Source organism: Bradyrhizobium sp. AZCC 1678, assembly GCF_036924765.1.
GTDB classification, from domain to species: domain Bacteria; phylum Pseudomonadota; class Alphaproteobacteria; order Rhizobiales; family Xanthobacteraceae; genus Bradyrhizobium; species Bradyrhizobium algeriense.
The window spans coordinates 6,222,943-6,244,975 of the sequence record NZ_JAZHSE010000001.1; the positions used below are offsets into that span (position 1 = coordinate 6,222,943).

Consider the following 22,033-nt stretch of genomic DNA (forward strand, 5'->3'; position numbering starts at 1 on the left):
GCGTCGGCTGCGGCGTCACCGGCTTCGGGGTGCAGAACAGGAGCAGCGCGGCTTGGTCGCCTTCATCGACGAGGCCGGCAACAATATGCTGGTGTTCTCGTCCCGGACGCGTACGTCGCGCAGCTGATCGTCGCGTGGCGAACCGGCTATCGCCAAAGACTCGGCCGCGGCGAACGCTGGCTGGAGAGCGTGTCGTCAGCCGCTGGCCGAAGACGGCGCACGCACTGGCAGCGGCTGGTCGCTGCCTTCCGCGAGACCGATGGGGCCAGTTGGCGCACCGCAGGAGCTAAGTTGCTCAGCTACGAAAGGGGCGACCTGCGCGCGATGTTCGATCGCGAGATGTCTATCGAAACGCTCGACGCGACGATCGTAGCTCACCTCCACCGCGACGCTGCAAAGCTGCAGAAGCGCACCGAGGAGGTCTGCAATGTCGCCGGCGACGTCATGCGCGCGATGTACGATGTCCCACACGACTGCGCTCTCGAGATCCCGCTGATCCTCGACGACGCCGATCCCGCGCCTGGAAGTGGGCTTATGGCCAGCCGCTTAGTCGCGGTCTCGCCGCCGCTGTCTGCAGACGACCGCGCCTACATGGAGCGGTTACTTAAGACGCCGCCCGCGACTGTGGAGCCACACAAGTGGAGTTCGCCCGAGGCAAGGCAGCGATGGATCGACCCATGTGCGAAGCCGCCGCGGCCGTCCGCCCGCGCGCCGAAGCGGCGGTGGAAGCCGGCGCCGAAGCCGCTCACGGCCGACGACATCCCGTTCGACTGAGGCCACCAAATTCCCTTTCTCGCACACGCACCGTTCGAGAATCTCCCGGGTCAGATCGACATGTGGCGCGAGCGGTCAGGCGGCTCGCGGCAGCCTCTCCTGGACGCTGGGATCCGGTGGAGATTTTGAGGGTGTGCTCGATAGTGAATGGGAATCGCGTCTTCGAGGTGGACGAGAGTGCGGCTAGGGCCTATCTCCACATCGCCGTAGGGGCTGCGGCATGATCGTCGACAGCGGCACGGGATGGCTCCTGGAGGAGCGATACGCACCGGCCATGCGATACATGCAGGACCCGCCGCTTTGCCACGTCGCCGACATCGCCTATGCAGCTCCGTACGCCAAGCGGGTCGCCGCGTGGGTCCATCAGTTGAAGAAGATGACTGACAAGCAGCTGGATGCGGTCAACGGCATCATCGAAAAGCGCGGCTGGATCGAGCCGCCGCGGTGGCGGCCGTTCGCCGCCGTCGAGGAGCGATACCACTTATCGAAAGTGGAAGTGCGGACCCGTCTATAGCATCTACGTCTGCCCGGGCCTGCCGTTCGACGCCCATATCGCCGAAATCAAGGCTTTGGTGAAGGGCAAGCCGGCCGACCTCGACGGCGAGATCGCGATCGGCGACATCTGCCAGTACACTAGGGACACCGACGACCCTCGCCTACCGCCAACGCCGAGCGAGCGGCGGCTCCCTATGTCACCGTGTGCCGGCGAGTTGGGCAAGCTGATCGAATGAATCTCGGTTTCTTCGTTACCAAAGGGGGGAAGTAACGCAGGCGTTCAGAAGATCGAGCGCACTCGTGACGGCGTCACGTGTGACGTCTTTGGATCGCAGGGTAACATAGCGTGCGATAGTGGGAAGCTAACTGGACTTAGCTTCTCATCGGATGCACCAGAAATTTGAGGCGTCGGCCGAAGCGGCGGCGTCGGACTACTTAGGTGGCCACCATGGAGCGGTCAGGACGAAAGAGCGCTGCTCGTCGTCAACGACGCGCCCTCGATCGCGAGCTCGCGGCGCTCTATGCGAGGTCGTCGCGCGGTTACCTGCGCGGCCGGCGGGTCCGAACGGCAGGGAGCTCGAGTTAACGCAACACCTGTTACACGCGTGAATCCTTGCTCCGCCGTCCCCTTGTTGGGTTACGGGGAGAGCGGATTTTTCCAGTCGAATTTTGCCTGCAATCCCTGAATGTTTGAAGGACCAGGCGCGCAGCGTTGCTCGGTGTGGACAACCCTGGGGACAGCGTCGTGAGCCGATCGCCGAGCGACACCGTGGAGGAGCAGCCAGCCGAGCATCGGCCGGAGCGCGGCGCCGCGCCTGACGCCGCCCAGATCCGCTTCCGCGTCGACCCGGCTAACGTCCCTCCGGAGAAGGCAGCTAGGCGGCTCCACCTGACTCCACAGCAGTTCACCGAGGTACTGCCTCGCCTGCTCGCCCGCGGCTTCCCGCCAGCTGACCCGGACACCGGGATGTATGACCTCGAGGCCATCGACCGGCGGAGGGCCGCCCGTCACAGGCCGGATCCGGTGCCGGTCGCGTTGACATTCCGGCCTGAAGATCCGCAGAGTGCCGCCACCGGGGGAATGGCGGAGAGGTCCATTGCCGCAAAAAATCGGTGCTGGACGTTGAACTTCACTTTCTGCGGACTGAAATAACCGCAATTGCTAGCAGATTGCCCTCAGCTGACCAATCCGGCGGGCTGGCCATAGCCGCATTCAGGGTCCACACCGATGCGCAGAGGATCGGTCACAGGAAGCCATTGCAACATCAAAGCCCTAGCATCTGGATCAATCGGATTGTCTTCGGTCCTGTCGCTCAACCGCCTGATCAACCAGCCGAAGAAAAGGGCCGCCGTATCAAGCTCCTCCGGCGGGCAACTGCCGCTCGCGGCTTCAGCAAAAAGTTCGAGCGCGATTTGTCCGACGACTTCTGGCTCGTAAGTAATCGCTGCCCGCGTCAGCTCCTCTAGCATGGCCGGAGGGATCGTATTCAAGGTCGTGAGCACTTTATTGATGTAGGCAAGATGATCGCGACGCCACGCACGCCACATGTTGTCGTCGTAAACGCGATGAAATTTCTGCGGCGCCAACGCGTCGACACGGAGCTGATCCAGCTCGATTGCAGCAGCGAATCCACTGAGAAGATCTCGGATGTCTTCCAGCATTAGCGTCTTGGTCATCGCTCTTTCTCTCCTAGGTTGAGGCTACGATCTGGCGGTTTGCCCTATTTAGTCTGCACATTAAAAGGCGCGCCGAGGAAGACGAAAGTCTGCGCTAGGCCACCGAAAGCGTGGAAAACTCCGCTGGATGAGAAGCTTACCGGCCCAGCGTAGCGGGCGACCGACGAGCGCCGTTGACTGCAAATGGCGCGCCAGTCAGAATAAAACTGCAAAGTCACGCTTAAGAGACTGCATGGCGTTGACGCGTCTTGGACAGCAGCAGTTCGCCGACGCCCCGCAATAGAATGAAAGCGAGGGTAACGTCGGCCGCAACGGGGTTGGCCGACGACCAAAGCGCCGGGGCCTTCCGAAGCTGAGACGTTCGAGGGCGAGTTCGGGCGCCAAGCTACGGCGCGATCGGCGAGAGCTGATGCCGGGCGGTCTCGAATGCCCACGGGGGCACCAAGGCCGCGCTGGTGCTGACGGCCAGCTGACAACGCTGCCGCGTCCAATTCATGCGCAATGCGCTCGCCCATGGAGCCGAGAGCAGCAGGTGCGTAGTCTCCGCCTCCATCGTCACCACCTTTGTCCAGGACGACGCCGAGGCGACTGGCGCAAGGTCGCCGACCAGTTGCGGCCGTCAATGCCTTCTGGCCAGGCTGATGAACGAGGCCGAAGCGAACGTGCTCGCATTGATGAACTTTCCTGCCTCGCATCGGACCAGGCTCCAATCGACCAATCCGATTGAGCGCCTCAATGGCGAAATCAAGCGGCGCACCGAGGTTGTTGAGCTTCCCCAGGGACGCCGCTATCAGGTGTCTCGTCGGCACTATCTTGCTCGGACAGAACAATGAATGAGCGGCCCAGCGAGATCGTCACATGCCGTTGGAAACTATCGCTTTATCAGCGATAGTCCCATCGTCGCCTCGCCCACCGTAGCGACCTGACTGATCGGGGCCTAACCGGCGATCATAGTGATCATCAACAACCTACCACCACGGGACACGATCAGGCCAATGCGCAAGCACATCGATCACCCCTTGATGTGCGCTTGAGCAAACCCGATCTGCGGAGTGGGCATGCGAGCATGGTAGCGCTGCATCGAGGCATTGAACTTGTCCTCAAAGGCAGCATCCGTGGCGAATTCCGTGACCTGGTCAACCACCGCCATTTCGATGGCATCGCAAACGTGAGGCGGGATGGTCGTCATCCTGATAGTGCGGCAGACAGTGCTCTCATCTTGCAAAAGCAGGATCATGGTCCTTCCATCGTTCGTCTCGCGACGAGGCAGATACCTTGTCCCTTCGTCTTCGAGACCGATATGAAAGTGGGTCTCGAAAAAGAGCTGCTTTCGATCCGACGGCCTGATGATACGGCAGGTTAGGATAGCTGCGTTGTCCTGGCGCTCGAACGCGAACTGAGTGAGGCCAGTCTGAATGAGATTGATCTCAGCTCGCGTCGGGTCGCGCAACTCGCAAACGAGCATAATGCCGTTCGGTGGAACATGGCCGCCGATGGCAATGCCTGAGCCTCCGTCGGGGCCGGTGTCAAACCGGCCAAAGCCGGTGGGTTCACCGAGCGAAATTCGAACGGCGGACGGGCCCGTAATCTTCGGCACGGCGAACCTGACCAGCGAGCGCATCTCGGTAACCGAACTGACCGCCGGAGCGATGTGGTTATCAAGTCCAACGCTGCCCACGACCACACCAAATCCCGGCGCCGTGTTGCTCTGGCCGAGCCCGAAACGTGCGTCAAAACGGCCTTGGCCATCCGCGTTGACATACAGAATGTCGCCGTTGGGGAACTGATGGGCAAATTCAATCGGCCCGTGCACTACGGACCGGAGGCCTTCGAGGGTCGGCAGGATATCCGTCGCCATGACTTCATGCCTATAAGGGTCGATCACCAATGCTCGCATCTTCTCCTCCTCGTGGCATTCATTGCCACAAAACGCTTAGGCTCCAGCAGGAACTATCTTTTTCTTGCAGCGGACTCGTTTACGTGGCAATGAATGCCACGTGATCCCACGAGAGTCGAGCACCGCCTTTGTCTATCGTTAATGCAGGGTTAATGCTGGCCGTTCTGAAGAACGCCCGACGCGATGAGCGGCCGTGGCCCGAGATCGCCTTCGCTCTCCTCGAATTAGAAAGGATCGCGGCGGTGGACGAAAACGGCCGGCCGTGGATTCAACGTGCTGAGGTCGAAAGCGGATACGCCGCAAACCAACTTCGCAGGATGACCAAGGCCTCGCTGTTTCGGGATCACCTCATTCAATTCGAGCCGGCTCTCGCTGAAAAGTTATTATCCAGACCGTTCTCGCATATCGAGACCATTTCAAGAATTTGGCGACTCGATGAAAGCGAGGCCCGCTCACTGATTGAAGGACGATACCCAAACGCCACCTTTCGCGATCTTTACGCGGCCTATGAACGCGTGAGCAAATCAAGCCACGGAATCGCTCCCATCATGGCGGGGAAAAAGGCAGCAAAGGAATTTCGCGACAAAGCAATTTCGCTCTTTAAGAACGATCAATCGTTGCTCTTCGGCGGCGAGATAACGTTCGATGTCGAGATTGTGCGGCCAATTGTTCCGTTTCGGTATGCGAATCCGGATTGCTATGTCGTTTGCCGTGAGAACAACAAAGTGACGCGCATCGAAGCTATGGATAGTTTCGCGCTTTACGACGGAACGCACACAGAAGTCGCCCTGCGTAAAATGATTGCCACGGCAACGGAATCTACTTTTTTTTCGCGCTTCTGGATCGTGGTGCCAGCCGGTGAGAGTGCTACCGTCGTCCTTTCGGAATGTGATCACCTCGGCCTCCTCAATGTAGGCGTCATCTTAATGATTGACGGAGCGCTCAAATGGCAGCGTGTTCCCTCCATCAAGGTTAAGCCTAGTCCCGACCGGCGTGACCGGTGGAGCGAGTACGCGTTGTCGCGGCTACGACGGCGCCAAACCGTTGCTGAAGGTGAGAATGCAGGTGACGAATGATCTGGAGCAATGCCACGAAAGTCGTTTCGAGAATGGATGCCCAGCGCGCGACTCGCCCTTTCGGTAGTGTCGGCACAGGTAAGTCGAGAGCGATCAAGGAGGCATCGGGCACGCAAATCTTTCTGCCGGATCGAAACCGAGTTTATTCCGAACTGTCTGAAACAGATGCAGCCGCCGTCTCAAGGATCGTGACGGGCGAAAAGCGACGACATCTGTGAACATAGACGAAACGGCACGTTTTGGACAGTGCTCGGTAGTGCTCGCCGCCTGAAGCCTCACTTTGATTCCTATGCAAATATACGTCTAGGGCGGAGCATTTACAGGACCGCGCTCTAGTGAGGGCTCGGGCCCGTGAGCTGACGGCGCTTTTGAAGTCGCTCACTAACCAAGTCAGCTTCCTGGACAGGAAACGGATATCGCTCGAAAATTGTTTCTCGACCTACGAATGCTCGAGCTGGAAGCTGCGGCTACCACTGAGCGCGTAGAGTGACGGCGTTAGAGCCTGACATGACGTTTTTCAACCAATGGGTATCGGCGACTTTCTGGCGCGCGAGTGGGAGTCGTTGTTCAAGAGCGTTCCGAAGGCCACGATCGCTGCTTGCGGTGAACCTGGTCCCATTATTCGATTTATTGTCGGGGGTTTCCGCGAAATGCGATGGCAGGCGCTGACCGCCGAAGGCGTGCGGACTGCAATGCGTCATCACGGGAAGAAGGCTCAGCGTCTGCGCGGAAATCATGCACAGGGCCTGAAAGTGCGTAAGTGATATGACACAACCCGAACCTGGTGAAATCTCCCCGTAAGCTTTTCCTCAGCGCAGCGACGCATCTGACCATCGTCCTTTCCATGGTCCAGTGCAGCGTCACCTTGGTAAATGTTGTCAACGGGTTCGAGAATTCAAACTGCTTAAGCTGAACCCGTCGCCTTGACGCACCTGCGCAGGCATCCTGGCAATACAGCCGATTGGGCTGTTGAGGAGGCAATCGTGGTTCGTACGAAACAGATGATGACTGTCTCAGCCGACAGGACCCGGTCGACAGCGCCACAAGCCAAGCTCGGGACGTGAGTGATCCGTGCATGCGCGACCGTTAGTCGTAAAAATTGTTATCGTCAGCATTTGCAAAATGAAGGCGACAACGCAGAAAAGAGCGCAAAGAGCGATCAGCCGCTTTTTCATATACGCACAACTTGTTCCGCAGGTGCACGAGCGCGGGACACCCCCCGATCCGTAGAACATTCGCTGGCGCGGTTCGCCGACGCAACCGAACAACCGCACCAACGCCGGTATGGCCCAAAGCAGCTGTTGTCCGTAGTCTTGCGGGGTCGGATTTCGGCCGCGCCGGGCTTCCGATCCAAATGGCACCTCGCCCTGCCGCCCATGCGAACCCCGCCGTACGCAGAACGAGGAGTTGGAAATCGGCGCCAGATCGTTATTGTTTCAGGTCAGATCGGTCTGCCGTCCCACGCAAAGACCAAAAAAACAAGGTCTTTCAATGCCTTTCTCCCGCGCTTCGCAGGCTCTTTCCCGCTTCGCCGTGCGAAGCGTTTGCGCAAGGGAGCGAAGCGACGAAGCAATCCATCTCTCCGCTTGTCGCACTATGGATTGCTTCGCTTCGCTCGCAATGACGCCGTGAGAGCGCCGCGTTGAGCAGATGCTTCACGGCTGACATGTTGCCGCGATCAGCTACACTGCCCTTTCATTATCCCGTGAAAGGCATTCCATGCGCATCATGATCCTCAATGGCCCAAACCTGAACATGCTCGGCATCCGCGAGCCGCACATCTACGGCTCGACCACGCTCGACGCCATCAAGGCGTCATGTGAAGAGTTTGCCGCTTTCGCCGGCGCAGAGCTGGCGTTCCATCAATTGAACCACGAGGGCGTGCTGGTCGATCTCATCCAGTCCGCGCGCACCGCGGCGGACGCCCTCATCATCAATCCCGCCGCCTACTCCTTCACCTCGATTGCGATGTTCGACGCCATGAAGATTTTTGACGGCCCGATCTACGAGGTACACATCTCCAACATCCATGCCCGCGACGAGTTGCACCGGCACTCCAAGCTTTCGGCCGCGGTGAAAGGCGTCATCGCGGGCCTCGGCCCCTACGGCTACATCGCGGCCATGCAGGCCGCACTGCAGGCTGCCGGTCAGTTGCCGGCGTCGCTGCCCACGGCCATCCGCGTCAGCCCGAAATGACGGATGGAGCCGCCATCTGGAGCGGCGATGCGGCCGCCGCCGCGGGCGAAATTGCCGAGCCGAGGCATGATGCGTTGCGACCATGGACATCGCGCAGACCTCCATCAAGGCCCGCGAGAAGGGCATGCGAGCCAACGACGGCTCGTTCGCCGCTCTGCTGCTGATCGAGGGACTAGACGAAACCGCGATCCGCGACGCGCTCCACCATCTGCGCAAGGCGCTCCCTGCCGAGGATCACGGCGTCATCGACACCCTGCCACTCTGGCGTTCAGCCTCCCGAAGCGACTGCTGCCAGGCTGACGAACGCGCGCGTCGAGGAGGTAGGATGGGTTTCGCTGCGCTCCACCCATCCTGCGATCAGGCGGTGCCGCCCGCTTCCCTTGGCCGGAAATTCTCGATCAGCCGCAGCAACACGCGCGCGCCGGAATCGGCGTCGGCGGGTTCGACGTGCTCGGCCGGGTTATGGCTGATGCCGCCGCGGCAGCGCACGAACAGCATGGCGACATCGGCGATATCGATCATCGCCATGCCGTCATGCCCCGCCCCGCTCGGCAGTTCGAACACGCCATAGCCTTCCGCCGCAACCGCTTCCGCTACCTGCGCTTTCAGCCACGGCGCACAGGGCACGGTGCGGTTTTCGTGGGTGACGTCGATCTGCAGCGACAGCTCGCGCCGCTTCGCGATCGCTTCGATGCGGCGGACGATATCGGCCACCGCAAGCTTGCGGTGCGCATCCGTCGGCGCGCGAATATCCAGCGTGAACGACACCTTGCCCGGGATCACGTTGGTGGCGCCCGGAAGCGCGGTGATGGCGCCGACGGTGCCGACCAGTCCGGCACTATCGGCCTTGCAGAACTCCTCGACCGCCGCGATACATTCGGCGGCGCCGGCCAGCGCGTCACGCCGCATCGCCATCGGCACGGTTCCGGCGTGCCCGGCCATGCCTGTCAGGTTCGCCGCCAGCCGCGTGGCGCCAGCGATTGCCGTCACCACGCCGACGGGAAGGTTTTGCTGCTCCAGCACCGGCCCCTGCTCGATATGCAGTTCGACATAGGCATGCAGCTCGCGGCGCGTCCGCGCCGCCGCGCCGATATGCTCTGGGTCGAGCCCGAACTGCGCCATCGCCTCGCGCAGGGTGAGGCCGTTCGCATCGCGCGCATTGAGCACGCTTTCGTCGAAGGTGCCGGCGACCGCCCGGCTGCCGAGCAAGGTGGAGGCAAACCGCACGCCTTCCTCGTCGGCAAAGCCGACGATCTCGATCGCAAACGGCAATCGCACGCCGCGCCGGTTCAGATCGGCGACGCAGGCGATCGCCGTAATCACGCCGAGCGGGCCGTCCCATTTGCCGGCGTCGCGCACGGTGTCGTAATGCGAACCCAGCATCAGGCAGGGCAAGCCGGGACGTTCGCCGTCATAGCGGCCGCAGACATTGCCGATAGCGTCGAGATGCGCGGCCATTCCGGCATCTTTCATCCACGACATCAGGAGATCGGCAGCTGTGCGATGCTCAGGCGAAAGGAAGATCCGAGCCAGATGCGCAGCTGTCTCGGAAATCGCCCCGAGCTGATTGATCCGGCTCACGATTTCGTCGCCGAGCCGTGATCCTGTGGTCGCGCCGATGGCCGCCTTCGTCTCGCTCATGCCGTTCCAGGTAGCGCGCTTCGATCGGCGCTGCTCGATGGGTGGGCGTGCCTTTTAACCCCTTCCCACCGTGCACTCAATCTGGCCGTGGGGCTCGTCGGTCGGCAGGAAAACGTCATTATTGTTATCCAGCCCGAATGCCGACAGGTTCATCGGAATGAAGTGCATGTTCGGGCAGGCCATGCTGACTTCCGAGATTTCCGGCACGGCTGCCAGCGCCGCCTCTCCCATCCGGTACAGGCTGTCCTGCACGCTCATGCTGTAGGTCGTGCTGAACACTTCGAGCAAGGTGCCGAGAATCCGCGCATTGGCCGTCGGATAATTCGCAGGTCCCCCCGACCACTTCCAGGACGCCAGCATGCTGGTGGCGCACATCCGGTCGGCGGTCTCCGGCAGCGTGGTGTAGCGATCCCGGGGATAATTCTCCCAGCCGGACTGCGTCGATTTCATGAAGGCAAAGCCGTCGATACCGGACGTCAATGCCGTTGGTCCCCCACGCACCACTGAGGCTTCGACGAACGGCTTGCCGTTGCTGTCGAGCACGAAGCTGTGGGGATGCGGCTTGCCGCCGAAACTCAGGCGACTCCATTTGGTCTCGTGCGCGGTGATGGCAACCGAGGCAATCTGCGGATAGATGTCGAGATATCGCTGCGCCAGCACCTGGCAGAAATCCTCGGTGCTCAGCCCCGTGTTTTCACGCGCGACCACGTTGACGATGTTCTTGATCGTATCCGTCGCTACCGAGGTGGAATTGTCGGCGTGGGTATAGGCACGGGCAAAGTCGCCCTCGATCATTGCCTTGACGCTGAGCTGGCTGACTTCGTGCTGGTCGCCGTTCCGGTGAATCCGCATAACCCGGACGCGGCCCTTACCATATCTGTTCCTGATCAGCGGCATCCGAACGCCTCCCGTTCAACCTGCAATTTGCGGGGATCCACCCGCTATGGTTCAATATTGAGCAACCTTCGTGCCACAGGGCAAGATCTTGGGGGACAAGGTCTTTGGGGGACAAGCTTCTGGCACGAGCCTTGTATCAGTTCAAACAGGCCCGGTGGCCTGCATCCAGGGGGGGAGTCCGAACATGAGCGGCGAAGTCCATCCAGTCGACCAGATCCTGCCGACGCCGCGATTGCTGGCGCTCGGCCTGCAGCATGTCTTGGTGATGTATGCCGGCGCGGTTGCCGTGCCGTTGATTATCGGCCGCGCACTGAAATTGCCGCCGGAAGACGTGGCCTTCCTGATCAGCGCCGACTTGTTCGCCTGCGGCATCGCCACGCTGGTGCAATGTATCGGCTTCCCCGGCGTCGGTATCCGGTTGCCAGTGATGATGGGTGTGACGTTTGCCTCCGTCGGGCCGATGCTGTCGATGGCGGCCGCGCCTGATATCGGCCTGCTCGGGCATCTACGGCTCGGTGATAGCGGCCGGGCTATTTGCCATCGTTGCCGCGCCCTTCATCAGCCGGTTGCTGCCGCTGTTTCCGCCCGTCGTCACCGGGACCATCATCCTGGTGATCGGCATTTCCCTGATGCGGGTCGGCATCAACTGGGCCGGTGGCGGCCTGCCCACCCTGACCAAAATGATCGACGGCGTGCCGCACGCTTTCCCAAATCCCGCCTACGGCCAGTTGCAGGGGCTCGGCATTGCGCTGTTCGTGCTGCTGGTGATCCTCGGCCTGATCAAATGGGGCTCCGGCTTCGTCGCCAATGTCGCCGTGCTGCTCGGCATCGTCGCGGGCGCCGTTCTTGCCGCCGTGCTCGGCATGATGCATTTCGAGAAAGTCGCCGCGGCGCCGTGGGCCGCGATCGTGCTGCCGCTGCATTTCGGGCCGCCGAAGTTTCAGCTCGTCCCCATCATCACCATGTGCATCGTGATGATCGTGGTGATGATCGAATCGCTCGGCATGTTCCTGGCGCTTGGCGAGATCACCGGCAAGGCGGTCAGCCGCGATGTGCTGACCCGTGGCTTGCGGGCCGACGGCGTCGGCACATTTCTGGGCGGGCTGTTCAACACCTTTCCCTACACGTCGTTCTCGCAGAATGTCGGCCTGGTCGGCGTCACCGGTGTGCGCTCGCGCTGGGTCACGATCGCCGGCGGCGGCATCCTGCTGCTGCTCGGGCTGCTGCCAAAGATGGCGGCGCTGGTCGAGGCCGTGCCGCTGGTCGTGCTCGGCGGCGCCGGCCTCGTGATGTTCGGCATGGTGGCGGCCACCGGCGCGCGCATCCTCACCGCAGTCGACTTCAAGAACAACCGCTACAATCTGTTCGTGGTCGCGATATCGGTCGGCTTCGGCATGATCCCGCTGGTTTCGCCCAACTTCTTCAAGAACTTGCCGCACGGCCTGCATCCGTTGCTGGAGTCCGGCATTCTGCTTAGCGCGCTGGTCGCGGTGGCGCTGAACGCCTTCCTCAACGGCGTCAGCGGCAAGACAGCGGAAGCCGACGCCACAGCGGCTGCGGCAACGGCGACGCATTAGGTTGGGAGGCCGTAGGATGGGCAAAGGCGCACTTGCGCCGTGCCCACCATCGATCAACGCCATCGCCTGGAAAATGGTGGGCACGCTGCGCTTTGCCCACCGATTCGGCGATCAGCTTCCGCGGTAGGTCGCATAGCTCCAGGGCGTGACCAACAACGGCACGTGGAGATGGGCTTCCGGGTCGCTCACCGAGAAGTGCAGCGGAATGCGATCGAGAAACGGCGGATCTGACAGCGGCACGCCGCGATCGGCAAAATAGGCGCCGACGTGAAATGCCAGTTCGTAGCGACCGATCGGCACCGGCCGGCCGCCGATCAGCGGCTGATCGGTGCGGCCGTCGCTGTTGGTGACAGCGCCCGCCACCACGCGGGCCTCGCCAAGTTCGGACAGCTCGGTTAGTTCCACCGCTATCCCCGCCGCAGGCCTGCCGCTGTGGGTATCCAGCACATGGGTCGACAGGCGGCCGTGCACCGGAAGCTTGTCCTCGGACGCGACGAACTGGTCGAGACGCAGCGCCGCGATCCGGCAGATTTCCCCTATCGAGGTTTGCGCCTCGGCCTTTGCATCGTTCGGCAGCCGGCGCTCGAAATCGCGCAGGATCGAATCGCGGGTATGGCGCCGAACGCAGACGACATAGGGAAAGCCGAATTTGGCGCGGTAGGCATTGTTGACGCGCTCGAACGCAACAAATTCAGCATCCGAAAGCCGATCCAGGCCGGCGCTGTTCTGTTCAGCGTTCGACTCCGCGGTGAGACCCGCGGCGCGCTGGGTCTTGCTGGCGAGATCAGGATGCGCCCTGATCAGCGCCAGCCGCAATTCCTCAGGGGCGCGATCGACCGCCGACTTCATCGCGGCGAACAGCTCGTTGACACTTGCGAACGGCCGCAGCGCGGCTGCCTGTTCGGCGATCCATGGCGAATACTCAAAGACATTGGCCAGCGCGGTTACGAAGTCGTCCTGGCTGCAAATGTTGAGATCGGAAAGCTTGTTCAACATCGCTTTCGCACCTATCCAATGTCGAAAGCATCGTCGGCAAGATGCGCCAGATTGGCGTGCCAGTGCTGCGCGATCTCAAGCCGCGTCGGCACCCAGACCCGCTCGTGCTGTCCGATGTAGTCGAGAAACCGCATCAGCGCCGCCGCGCGGCCGGGACGGCCGACGACCCGGCAATGCAGGCCGATCGACATCATCTTCGGCGCGGTTTCGCCTTCCCTGTAAAGGACGTCAAAGCTGTCCTTGAGGTAGGTAAAGAATTCATCCCCGCCGCCAAAGCCCTGCGCGTTCACAAACCGCATGTCGTTGGCGTCGAGCGTGTAGGGAATGACCAGATGCGGCTTCGACCCGCGCGCCCTGATCCAGTATGGCAGGTCGTCGGCATAGGAGTCGCAGAGATAAAGCAATCCGCCGGTTTCCATCAGAAGCCTGAGCGTATTGATCGAAGAGCGCCCGGTGTACCAGCCGAGCGGGGGTGCGCCGGTCGCCTCGGTGTGGATACGGATCGCCGCCGCGATCTCGACGCGCTCCTCGGACTCCGACATGTCCTTGTGCTCGATCCATTTCAGGCTGTGGCTGGCGATGTCCCAGCCAGCTTCCTTCATGGCGGCGACCACATCCGGATTTCGCTTCAAGGCCATCGCGACGCCGAACACGGTCACCGGCAAATTGCGTTCGGTGAACATCCGCCACAGCCGCCAGAAGCCGGCGCGCGAACCATATTCGAACATCGATTCGATATTGGCGTGGCGCTGGCCGGGCCAGGGCTGCGCGCCCAGCACGTCGGACAGGAAGGCTTCCGAGGCGCGATCGCCGTCGAGAACATTGTTCTCGCCGCCTTCCTCGAAATTCACCACGAACTGCACCGCGACCCGCGCATTGCCGGGCCATCGAGGATCGGGCGGGTTGCGCCCGTAGCCGCGGAAGTCGCGCGGATAGGCGGGCGCAGCCATGCTCACACTTCCTCGAAGCGGATCTTTTGCGCGCCCTTCCACAGCACGGTCTTGCCGAAAGCGGTCAGGTTCTCCAGCCCCGAGGTCAGGGTGATGAAATGGTTGCCGGCGAGCTGGCCCATCTTGCTCGCAAAGTGCACGCCGCCATAGGCCAGCAGGATCTCGGTCTCGCTGATGCCGCCGGGATAAAGGATGATCTGGCCGGGCGCGGGATAGCTGGTGTGGTTCTCGTAGGAGACCCCGAAATCGAGATTGCCGAGCGGCATCCAGACACCCTCACCGCTCCAGCGGACGTGGATCGCCTGGCTCTCGAACGGCATCGCCTTGCGGAAGGCGGCCACCGTCTTGGGCGCCAGTTGCTCCTCGAAACGGGCCTCGAAGGTGAATTCACCGGCACGGACAATCAGTTGGCTCATCGATCTCTTCTTCTGGATATAGGTAAGGACGCAGGTTCAGCCGTATCCATTACAGCCGGAACCAGCGGAAGCAAGGGCCATTCCAGCCCGTGGGAGGTTTCAACGCGGAGCGTTTGGAACAGGAATCTGTCCCCGCGAGCCTCAGCTATGGGCCCGCGCCGGGACCGGCCGGGGCGGCCCATCGCCATGCTTGAAAGCGCCGCCGAAGTCGATCGGGGGCGATACCATCGCGCGTTCGCGCGGGAACGCTTCCGGCATCTCTTGGCGAATGAAAGCGAGCAGTTTTTCCCTGATCTCGCAGCGGAGATCCCAGGATTGCGGCGCGGATCTGGCGCTGACCAGCGCCCGAAGCTCGATCGCCCGCGGGCTGGCCTCGATCACCTGGAGATTGACCACCGCCCCATCCCACAGTCTGGACTCGCGCACGGCCTCCTCTAACCGCTGCCTGATCCGCGAGACATCGGTGCAGTAATCGACATGAAAGGCGATGGCGCCGATCAGCGACTGGGTGTCGCGGGTCCAGTTCTGGAACGGACGCTCGATGAAATAGGACAGCGGGACCACCATCCTGCGCCAGTCCCACAGCCGGATCACGACATAGGTCGAGGCGATGTCCTCGACCCAGCCCCATTCGTTCTCGATGATGACGGCGTCCTCGATCCGGATCGGCTGGGTGATCGCGATCTGGACACCGGCGATCAGGTTTGAGAGCAGCGGGCGGGCGGCAAGGCCGAGGATCAGGCCGGCGGCGCCGGCGGAGGCAAACAGGCTGACGCCATATTGCTTGACGGATTCGAAAGTCATCAGCGCCGTCGATACCGCAATGATGACGATCAACGTATCGATCACGCGCTTGAAGACACGCACCTGGGTGACGTGCTTGCGGGCGAGAAAGTTCTCGTCGGTATCGAGGCGAAAGCGCTGCAGATAGCGCGCAGCACCCATATCCACCGCGCGAACCGTGATCCATCCGATCAGCGCGATGACGGCGACGATGAAAAAATGCCTGAGCTGTTCACGAAGCACGTCGTTCAACGGCGCCAGCGGCAGCACCAGCGCCACCGCCACGAGACAGAGCGCCAGCCGGGCCGGGCCGGCGACCCTTTGCAGCAGCAACGTCACGGCCGGCCAGCGCGTGCCGACCGCCCGCTTGATGACGCGCGCCGCGATACCGTGCACGAACAGCGCCATGACGATGGCGCCAATGACAAGGCAGAGACCCACCAGCCATCGCGGCACAAAGCCAAACATCTGTTCGAACCATGACAAAATATCGTCCATGCAAATTCCCGCTGCGTAGCACACGTTCTGCCGCTAACGCAGGCTTCCGGGCATGGGTCCTCTGCCCAATGCAGTGCAGCAATTCACTGAGCGCATTTCCGAATTCAGTTGGGAACGCGGGTTCCCACGTAACTCGTGTTCACGCGTCGCTGCGCCAGAATGCGGTCTGCAGGGGCAGTTGGTGTTTGATCATCGCCACGCCATCGACCACCTTCAAGCCACGCGCGATGCAGGCCTGCATGAACTCAGTCTGGCGAGCGGCGATGATGTCGAACACAGCGCAATCAACGGGCAAGCGCCCCGGATCCATCGGTAGGGCGTCCGTCTCGCGAAGCCCGAGCGAGGTAGCGTTGACCACCAGGCCGGCGTCATCGAACTTTTCATCCAAGCTGATCTCAAGATCGGCGAAACGGCTGCGGAGTTTCGCGGCCAGCGTTTCAACCGGCCCCGGCGTTTCGTTCAGGATTCGCAGCCGCCGCGCACCGGCAGCGGCCAGCGCGTGGCAGATCGCCCGGCCGGCGCCGCCCGCTCCGATCACGACGCAGCGGCGGTCGGGATCGAACACCCCCTCCTCGCATGCTGCATTCAGGAAACCGCCGCCGTCAAAGGACTCGCCGACCAGCCGTCCACCCGGCTCAATCCGGATGGTGTTGACGACGCCTTCGAACTCGGCGGCAGGGCCGATGGCGTCACAGAGCTCGAACGCCGCCGGCTTGTGCGGCATAGTGAGGTTGAAGCCGGCGACGCTGGGCGATTTGGCCAGCGTGCGGATCGTCTCCGCCAGATGCTCGGGCGCAATGTCGAGCGGCACCATGTGCCAGTCGAGCCCGTTGCAGTGGAAGTACGGCGTGTAATGGCGCGGTGCGCCGACATGCCCGGCCGGGTGGGCAAAGATAAAGACTAACCGCGAAGCACCGGTCGGAAGCTGCATCGCTCTACCCCTTTACGGCGCCGGCCGTCAGCCCGCTCACCAGATAGCGGCGCACCGCGAGCGAGAAGATCAGCACCGGCGCCATGACAAGCGATCCGCCGGCGGCGATCTTGCCCCACTCCCAGCCCTCGTAGTTCATGAAGTTGACCACGGCAACCGGCGCGGTTCGCGCATTGGTCCGCGTCAGGATCAGGGCGAAGAAGAAATCGTTCCAGGCGTAGAGAAAGCACAGGATCGCGGTCGCGGCGATCCCGGGCGTCACCATCGGCAGCACGATCTGGAGGAAGACGACACGGGTCGATGCGCCATCGACCAACGCCGCCTCTTCCAGCGATGGCGGCACCGTCTCGAAGAACGGCTGCATCATCCAGATCACCAGCGGCAGGTTGAAGCTGGTGTAGACCAGCGCCAGCCCGGTGACGGTGTCGAGCAGCCCGATCCAGCGGTAGAACAGGAAGAACGGAATCGTGAACGCGATCGGTGGCGCCATTCGCGTCACCAGAATGGCAAAGCTCAGCGCGTGCTTGCCTCGCCCCGCCCATCGCGACAGCGCGTAGGCCGCGGGCACCCCGAGAACGAGCGCCAGCGCGGTGGAGAACGAGGCGCTCATCAGGCTGTTGACGAAGGAGACCGGAAACGCGCCCTGCCAGAGCGAGGCGTAGTTCTGCAGCGTCGGCGTGAAGATCAAAGGCGGTGGAAACTGCAGGATCAGGTCGTTGGACTTGAAACTCATCTGCAGCAGCCAGAGGAACGGCGACAGCAGCACGATCAGCGTCACGCCGATCGCCACGAGCCGGCGAACGCTGGCCGAACGACGGATAGGCCCGCTGATGCCGCCACTCATGCCATGGCCTCCCGACGGCGGCCCATCCACACCACGCCGAGGCTGACGGCGACGACGAGCAGCAGCATCACAATGGTGACTGCGCTGGAATAGCCGATCTCGTTGAAATCGAACGCCAGCAGGTAAGCGTAATAGTTCGTCACCTCGGTGACGCTGCCCGGCCCGCCGCCGGTCAGCAGGAATACCAGCGGGAAGGCTTTCACGCTGTCGATCAGGCGAAACATGCCCGAGATCACCAGGATCGGCGTGATGAAGGGCAGCGTGATGTAGAAGAAGATCTGCAGCCGGTTGGCGCCGTCGACCAGCGCCGCTTCGGAAAATTCGTCCGGAATCGTCTGCAGCGCGGCCAGCACCATCAGAAAGGTGAACGGCAACCATTCCCAGGTATCGGCGATGATGATCGCGGTTAGCGCAAAGTCGACGCTGGAGGTCAGCGACGGCATCGCGATGTTGAGCAGGCCAGCGGCGTAGTAGAGCGGGCTGATGTCGGGCGTGTAGATCAGTTTCCAGATGATCGCCACCACGATCGGCGGCAGCACCATCGGGATCAGAAAGAAGGTGCGGGCGAATTCCACGACGCGCGACTGCGTGTGCAGCAACAGCGCCAGCAGCATGCCGAGCAGGACCTGGAACAGCACGCCCCAGAACGACAGCTTGGCCTGCACCCACAGCGAATTGACGAAACGCGGATCGCCCGGCAGCAGGCGATAGTTGCGCAAGGGCGAACTGAAATCGGTCGACGAGCCCGGATTGACCAACTGGAATGGCGTCAGGCTGGTCACGACCAGATAGATCGCGGGCAGGCCCGCGATCATGAACAGCACGATCAGGCTCGGCGCCAGCGCGATAGCGTTGAAGCGGCGGCGCTCGGCGTCGACCAGTCCTTTTCCACTCAAAGCGCAGTCCCGGCCCGGCGCATATTGGCAATCGCCTGCTCCTGAGCGGCGTTCATCGCCGCCTGGGCCGGAAGCTGCCCGGTCGCGACCTGCTCGAAGGCCTTGTTGAGGACATCGCCGACGATCGGGAATTCCTTCACGGTGCGATAGGCCATGTAGTTCTCGCCCTTGGCCGGCAGTCCCAGCACCTCGAGATAGAGCGCGCCGAGGTCCTGGCCATTCACCGTGTTGAGCTTGCGATATTCCTCGCTCTCGATCACGGATCTGCGGCAGACCGAGGAATGGCCGTGCTCCTTGACGAGCCGCATCGAGATTTCCGGGCTGAGCGCCCATTTGATGAATTCCCACGCCGCCTTCTTGTTCTTGGCGTTCTTGGGAATGCCGAGCCCCTGGCTGTTGGCGGCCGGGAAATCGCGCACCGGGCCGGCCGGCATCCGCACGACGCGCGAGGTGTCTTTCACCTTGCTATCGCCGGACATCAGGATCGGCGTGATCCATGCGCTGGAATGGATGAAGATGTTGGAGCGGCCGGTGAGCAGGGCCTGGCGCGCCTGATCTTCGGTGTATGTCAGCACGCCCTTTGGCGCGTAGTTCTTCAACAGGTTCGCGTAGAACTCGACCGCCTGAACCGCTTCCGGCGAGTTCAGCGCCGGCATGATGTCGGTGGGCGGATTGCGGAAGATGTTGCCGCCAAAGCCCTGGATGTAGGGCGGCAGGCACCAGTGGTGAAGCTGGAAGCTCACGATGCCGGTGACCCCATCGGTGCCGTTGATCTCGGCGCAGACCTGCTGCAACTCGGCAAAGGTCTTCGGAATCTTCAGCCCCTTCTTCTCCATCAAATCCATTCGGGAGAGGCCCATCACCATGGCGCCGCCTTCCCATGAATAGCCGTAGGTGGCGCCCTTGGCGTCGCGGTAAGCCACCTGCGCGCCTTCGACGAAATCCTTCGGCTTCCACTCCGCCGGCGTCAAATTGGGATCGCCGGTGAACTCATCGAGATTGGCGAGCAGCCCCGCCGCGACCCAGCGCGCGGCGAGAATGAAGGTGACGTTGACGAAGTCGAAGGCCGAGCCGCCCGACGACAGTTCGAGATTGGCCTGCTGGTTGTAGACCGGAAACGCCGAGAGCTGCAGGTCGACCTTCATGCCGGTCTGCGCCTCGAACTCGGGAATGTAGTTCTGCAGCAGGGTGAAGAAGCGGTGCTGGAATGACGCGCCGCGCAGCGTGACGCCGGCAAAGGGTTTGGTCTGCGCGATGACCGGCATCGGGAATGCCGCCGCGCCGATGGTGGCGGCGCCGGCCCGAAGCAGCGTTCGGCGGCTGAGGCCCGCGGATTTATCGCTCGAATTCTTCTTGGTCATGGTGCCCTCCCTGACGAGCTTTTCGACAATATGACCGACATAAAATAGACTGTCAAAAGGAGGCTTCTCTCCATTTGGCTATTTTTACGGTATCAATTGACATCGCATCGCAATAAAGCAGACAATATTATTTCAAGGCTTGAGGGTCACGATTTGCCCAGGGACGCCGAACTCCGCCAGTCCAACACCCACGTCGCGCGCGAAATCGCAAAACTCATCGTTTCCGGCGTATGGCACGAGGGCTGGACGCTGCCGCGCGAGATCGAGCTGGCCTCGCAATTTGGCGTCAGCCGCACCTCGATCCGGGAATCGCTGTCCGTCCTCAAGGCGAAAGGCTTGATCGCGGCACGGCAGAAGGCCGGCACGCATGTCCGCGAGCGGATCAACTGGAACATGCTGGATGCGGAGCTTCTGGAGTGGACATGGGCGCTGCGCCCCACCGAAGAATTCGCCCGGCAGCTCACGCAGGTGCGGCGCATCGTCGAGCCGGAGGCCTGCGCGATCTGCGCCGAGCGTGGCTCCGATGCCGATCTTGCCCGCATCGAACGGGCTTATCGCGAGATGGACGCTGCCGGCATGGACAGCCGCGCCTATTCCGAACCTGATCTGCGCTTCCACCGCGGCATCCTGACGGCGACCGGGAATGATTTTCTGGTCGCCTTCGGCGCGACGGTAGAGGCGGCGCTTCGGATGTCGTTCGACCTCTCGACGCTGAACCCGGGGGCGCCGCGCAAGAGCCTGCCCTATCACCGCGCCATCCTCGACGAGATATGGGCGCGCAATCCCGATGGCGCGCGGCGCGCGATGCATCGCCTGATGGACCTGACCGAGCGCAATATTACCTCGGCCCTGTCACGCCGGCATGGCGAAGCGATGGCGGCAGCGGATGCCAGCCGTGAGCACGACGCGTAACGGAACGGCCCTAAACGCTTGCTTTCCCTTGATGTTGTGCGTTTCATTCCAGTCAAACATCAAGCGACCTCAGGAAACACCCATGCCCGCAAGAATCATCGGAATGATCGGCACCCAGCAGGAAGGCGTCGCGGTTCACCTGATCAAGGGACAGATATCGCGGGAGTGGGTGATCGACTTCACCCGTCTGCACGAGCAGTGGAACTATGATTCTGTTCTCGTTGGATATTACGCGTCCGCCGCCGAAGGTTTTGCGATTGCGCTTTATGCCGCCGACCACACCGAGCGGATCAAGTTCCTGATCGCGCACCGCCCGGGCTCGGTGGCGCCGGCGCTGGCGGCGCGGCAGGTCGCGACCTTCGACCAGCTCACGCAAGGGCGGATGGCGCTGCATATCATCGCCGGCACCAGCGACGCGGACCAGGCCAGCGAGGGCGACTTCCTGCCCAAGAATGACCGCTACCGCCGCGCCGGCGAATATCTTGACGTGATGCGCAAGCTCTGGACCAACGACAGCCCGATCAACCATCGCGGCGAGTTCTACCGCGTCGAGGGCGGCTACTCCGACATCAAGCCGTACCAGCAGCCCTGCCCGCCGCTGTTCTTCGGCGGCTCATCGGAAGGCGCGCTGGAGATGGGGGCCAAGCATTGCGACGTGTTCGCGATCTTCGGCGAGCCGCTCAAGGAGACGCGGGAGCGGGTGCAGGATTTCCGGAGGCGCGCCGCCGCCTTCGGGCGCAGCGTCGGCTTCAACATGTCGCTGCGGCCGATCATGGCGGACAGCGAAGGCGCGGCGTGGGACAAGGCCAACGCCCTGCTGGCGGATGTCGAGCGCAAGACCGGCGCCGCGCCGCAGCCGACCAACCATTCCGCCGAACGCCTGCTCGGCTACGCCGCGCGCGGCGACGTGCATGACGAGCGGCTGTGGATGGGGATCGCGCGCGCCACCGGCGCACCCGGCAATACGTCATGCCTGGTCGGAACGCCCGAGCAGATCGCGGCAGCGGTGCTGGAATATTACCGGCTCGGCATTCACTCCTTCCTGCTGCGCGGTTTTGAGAATCCGCACGACACGGTGGCGATCGGCCGCGACCTCAGTCCACTCATCAAGCAAGGCGCGCTTGCGATCGACCAGCAGGCTGAAGCGGCCGAATAGAACTTCACCCGAAGAATTTGCAGACGCCTCAAGATGCCGGCGTAATGCATTGGAGTCCAA

At 62.3% G+C, this 22,033-nt stretch carries 21 protein-coding genes and 1 pseudogene; 10 read left to right on the forward strand and 12 right to left on the reverse strand.

Features of this window, described 5'->3' with window-relative positions; genetic code table 11:
- Nucleotides 1–291 precede the first annotated feature (291 nt).
- The 3 genes from V1294_RS29945 (at nt 292) to V1294_RS29955 (ending at nt 2,422) form a co-directional block, all read left to right on the forward strand.
- Complete coding sequence (locus V1294_RS29945) at nt 292–774, forward strand: hypothetical protein (protein WP_334502235.1); 483 nt, start codon at nt 292–294, stop codon at nt 772–774.
- A 220-nt stretch (nt 775–994) separates the two neighbouring features.
- Nucleotides 995–1,288 carry a hypothetical protein gene (locus V1294_RS29950; protein ID WP_334502236.1) on the forward strand — a complete coding sequence of 98 codons (294 nt, stop codon included), beginning with the start codon at nt 995–997 and terminating at the stop codon, nt 1,286–1,288.
- 726 nt (nt 1,289–2,014) lie between these two features.
- Nucleotides 2,015–2,422: a hypothetical protein gene (locus V1294_RS29955; protein ID WP_334502238.1), complete on the forward strand. Its 408-nt coding sequence runs from the start codon at nt 2,015–2,017 to the stop codon at nt 2,420–2,422.
- A 23-nt stretch (nt 2,423–2,445) separates the two neighbouring features.
- Here V1294_RS29955 and V1294_RS29960 read toward each other — a convergent pair whose 3' ends face one another.
- The gene (locus V1294_RS29960) at nt 2,446–2,946 is read right to left on the reverse strand and encodes a hypothetical protein (protein ID WP_334502240.1); all 501 of its coding nucleotides are present in this window, start codon (nt 2,944–2,946) and stop codon (nt 2,446–2,448) included.
- A gap of 494 nt (nt 2,947–3,440) precedes the next feature.
- On the opposite strand from V1294_RS29960, the gene V1294_RS29965 reads away from it, so the two are divergent.
- Nucleotides 3,441–3,779: a transposase gene (locus V1294_RS29965; RefSeq protein WP_334502242.1), complete on the forward strand. Its 339-nt coding sequence runs from the start codon at nt 3,441–3,443 to the stop codon at nt 3,777–3,779.
- Nucleotides 3,780–3,958: 179 nt separating this feature from the next.
- Here V1294_RS29965 and V1294_RS29970 read toward each other — a convergent pair whose 3' ends face one another.
- On the reverse strand, nt 3,959–4,843 hold the full coding sequence (locus tag V1294_RS29970) for a hypothetical protein (protein WP_334502243.1): 885 nt from the start codon (nt 4,841–4,843) through the stop codon (nt 3,959–3,961).
- Nucleotides 4,844–4,995: 152 nt separating this feature from the next.
- Here V1294_RS29970 and V1294_RS29975 point away from each other — a divergent pair, with 152 nt between their 5' ends.
- The 3 genes from V1294_RS29975 (at nt 4,996) to V1294_RS29985 (ending at nt 8,115) form a co-directional block, all read left to right on the forward strand.
- A complete protein-coding gene (locus tag V1294_RS29975; RefSeq protein ID WP_334502245.1) occupies nt 4,996–5,919 on the forward strand; it encodes a hypothetical protein in 924 nt (307 codons plus the stop codon).
- A 524-nt stretch (nt 5,920–6,443) separates the two neighbouring features.
- On the forward strand, nt 6,444–6,683 hold the full coding sequence (locus V1294_RS29980; RefSeq protein WP_334502248.1) for a hypothetical protein: 240 nt from the start codon (nt 6,444–6,446) through the stop codon (nt 6,681–6,683).
- A 955-nt stretch (nt 6,684–7,638) separates the two neighbouring features.
- Entirely contained in the window at nt 7,639–8,115 is a 477-nt protein-coding gene (locus V1294_RS29985) for a type II 3-dehydroquinate dehydratase (RefSeq protein WP_334502250.1), read from the forward strand.
- Between the two features lie 357 nt (nt 8,116–8,472).
- Here the strand turns inward: V1294_RS29985 and V1294_RS29990 are convergent, their stop codons facing one another.
- Together V1294_RS29990 and pucL are read right to left on the reverse strand one after the other, a co-directional pair.
- A complete protein-coding gene (locus tag V1294_RS29990; RefSeq protein ID WP_334502253.1) occupies nt 8,473–9,756 on the reverse strand; it encodes an allantoate amidohydrolase in 1,284 nt (427 codons plus the stop codon).
- Nucleotides 9,757–9,810: 54 nt separating this feature from the next.
- A complete protein-coding gene (gene pucL / locus V1294_RS29995; protein WP_334502255.1) occupies nt 9,811–10,653 on the reverse strand; it encodes a factor-independent urate hydroxylase in 843 nt (280 codons plus the stop codon).
- Between the two features lie 184 nt (nt 10,654–10,837).
- Between pucL and V1294_RS30000 the strand changes: the two are divergent.
- Nucleotides 10,838–12,230: pseudogene (locus V1294_RS30000) on the forward strand (nucleobase:cation symporter-2 family protein).
- A 111-nt stretch (nt 12,231–12,341) separates the two neighbouring features.
- Here the strand turns inward: V1294_RS30000 and uraD are convergent.
- From uraD to V1294_RS30040, 8 genes are all read right to left on the reverse strand, one after another.
- Nucleotides 12,342–13,226 carry a 2-oxo-4-hydroxy-4-carboxy-5-ureidoimidazoline decarboxylase gene (gene uraD / locus V1294_RS30005; RefSeq protein WP_334502257.1) on the reverse strand — a complete coding sequence of 295 codons (885 nt, stop codon included), beginning with the start codon at nt 13,224–13,226 and terminating at the stop codon, nt 12,342–12,344.
- Between the two features lie 11 nt (nt 13,227–13,237).
- Nucleotides 13,238–14,176 (reverse strand): allantoinase PuuE, encoded by a 939-nt coding sequence (puuE, locus tag V1294_RS30010; protein WP_334502258.1) that lies wholly within the window; start codon nt 14,174–14,176, stop codon nt 13,238–13,240.
- Between the two features lie 2 nt (nt 14,177–14,178).
- Entirely contained in the window at nt 14,179–14,592 is a 414-nt protein-coding gene (locus V1294_RS30015; protein WP_334478636.1) for a DUF3830 family protein, read from the reverse strand.
- 141 nt (nt 14,593–14,733) lie between these two features.
- Complete coding sequence (locus V1294_RS30020; protein WP_334502259.1) at nt 14,734–15,873, reverse strand: mechanosensitive ion channel family protein; 1,140 nt, start codon at nt 15,871–15,873, stop codon at nt 14,734–14,736.
- Between the two features lie 139 nt (nt 15,874–16,012).
- Nucleotides 16,013–16,804 carry a shikimate dehydrogenase family protein gene (locus tag V1294_RS30025; RefSeq protein WP_334502260.1) on the reverse strand — a complete coding sequence of 264 codons (792 nt, stop codon included), beginning with the start codon at nt 16,802–16,804 and terminating at the stop codon, nt 16,013–16,015.
- Between the two features lie 4 nt (nt 16,805–16,808).
- Nucleotides 16,809–17,648, reverse strand: a complete 840-nt coding sequence (locus tag V1294_RS30030) for a carbohydrate ABC transporter permease (protein ID WP_334502262.1) — start codon at nt 17,646–17,648, stop codon at nt 16,809–16,811.
- Nucleotides 17,645–18,544, reverse strand: coding sequence for a carbohydrate ABC transporter permease (locus V1294_RS30035; protein WP_334502264.1), 900 nt, complete (start codon nt 18,542–18,544; stop codon nt 17,645–17,647). The genes V1294_RS30030 and V1294_RS30035 overlap by 4 nt, the downstream gene beginning before the upstream one ends.
- On the reverse strand, nt 18,541–19,905 hold the full coding sequence (locus tag V1294_RS30040; RefSeq protein ID WP_334502266.1) for an ABC transporter substrate-binding protein: 1,365 nt from the start codon (nt 19,903–19,905) through the stop codon (nt 18,541–18,543). Before V1294_RS30040 ends, V1294_RS30035 begins: the two co-directional genes overlap by 4 nt.
- Nucleotides 19,906–20,058: 153 nt before the next feature.
- Here V1294_RS30040 and V1294_RS30045 point away from each other — a divergent pair, with 153 nt between their 5' ends.
- Both V1294_RS30045 and V1294_RS30050 read left to right on the forward strand, forming a co-directional pair.
- Entirely contained in the window at nt 20,059–20,817 is a 759-nt protein-coding gene (locus V1294_RS30045; protein ID WP_334502268.1) for a FadR/GntR family transcriptional regulator, read from the forward strand.
- 82 nt (nt 20,818–20,899) lie between these two features.
- Complete coding sequence (locus V1294_RS30050; RefSeq protein WP_334502270.1) at nt 20,900–21,973, forward strand: LLM class flavin-dependent oxidoreductase; 1,074 nt, start codon at nt 20,900–20,902, stop codon at nt 21,971–21,973.
- The last annotated feature ends 60 nt before the right edge of the window (nt 21,974–22,033 follow it).

Bases quoted from the DNA above. Each gene is read 5' to 3' on its own strand.
- V1294_RS30015 (WP_334478636.1), bottom strand. From the start codon at position 14,592: ATGAGCCAACTGATTGTCCGTGCCGGTGAATTCACCTTCGAGGCCCGT.
- V1294_RS30040 (WP_334502266.1), bottom strand. From the start codon at position 19,905: ATGACCAAGAAGAATTCGAGCGATAAATCCGCGGGCCTCAGCCGCCGA.
- V1294_RS29975 (WP_334502245.1), top strand. From the start codon at position 4,996: ATGCTGGCCGTTCTGAAGAACGCCCGACGCGATGAGCGGCCGTGGCCC.
- V1294_RS29985 (WP_334502250.1), top strand. From the start codon at position 7,639: ATGCGCATCATGATCCTCAATGGCCCAAACCTGAACATGCTCGGCATC.
- V1294_RS30050 (WP_334502270.1), top strand. From the start codon at position 20,900: ATGCCCGCAAGAATCATCGGAATGATCGGCACCCAGCAGGAAGGCGTC.
- V1294_RS30020 (WP_334502259.1), bottom strand. From the start codon at position 15,873: ATGGACGATATTTTGTCATGGTTCGAACAGATGTTTGGCTTTGTGCCG.
- V1294_RS29960 (WP_334502240.1), bottom strand. From the start codon at position 2,946: ATGACCAAGACGCTAATGCTGGAAGACATCCGAGATCTTCTCAGTGGA.
- V1294_RS29950 (WP_334502236.1), top strand. From the start codon at position 995: ATGATCGTCGACAGCGGCACGGGATGGCTCCTGGAGGAGCGATACGCA.
- pucL (WP_334502255.1), bottom strand. From the start codon at position 10,653: ATGCCGCTGATCAGGAACAGATATGGTAAGGGCCGCGTCCGGGTTATG.
- puuE (WP_334502258.1), bottom strand. From the start codon at position 14,176: ATGGCTGCGCCCGCCTATCCGCGCGACTTCCGCGGCTACGGGCGCAAC.
- V1294_RS29965 (WP_334502242.1), top strand. From the start codon at position 3,441: ATGCGCAATGCGCTCGCCCATGGAGCCGAGAGCAGCAGGTGCGTAGTC.
- V1294_RS30025 (WP_334502260.1), bottom strand. From the start codon at position 16,804: ATGCAGCTTCCGACCGGTGCTTCGCGGTTAGTCTTTATCTTTGCCCAC.
- V1294_RS29970 (WP_334502243.1), bottom strand. From the start codon at position 4,843: ATGCGAGCATTGGTGATCGACCCTTATAGGCATGAAGTCATGGCGACG.
- V1294_RS29990 (WP_334502253.1), bottom strand. From the start codon at position 9,756: ATGAGCGAGACGAAGGCGGCCATCGGCGCGACCACAGGATCACGGCTC.
- V1294_RS30030 (WP_334502262.1), bottom strand. From the start codon at position 17,648: ATGAGTGGCGGCATCAGCGGGCCTATCCGTCGTTCGGCCAGCGTTCGC.
- V1294_RS29980 (WP_334502248.1), top strand. From the start codon at position 6,444: ATGGGTATCGGCGACTTTCTGGCGCGCGAGTGGGAGTCGTTGTTCAAG.
- uraD (WP_334502257.1), bottom strand. From the start codon at position 13,226: ATGTTGAACAAGCTTTCCGATCTCAACATTTGCAGCCAGGACGACTTC.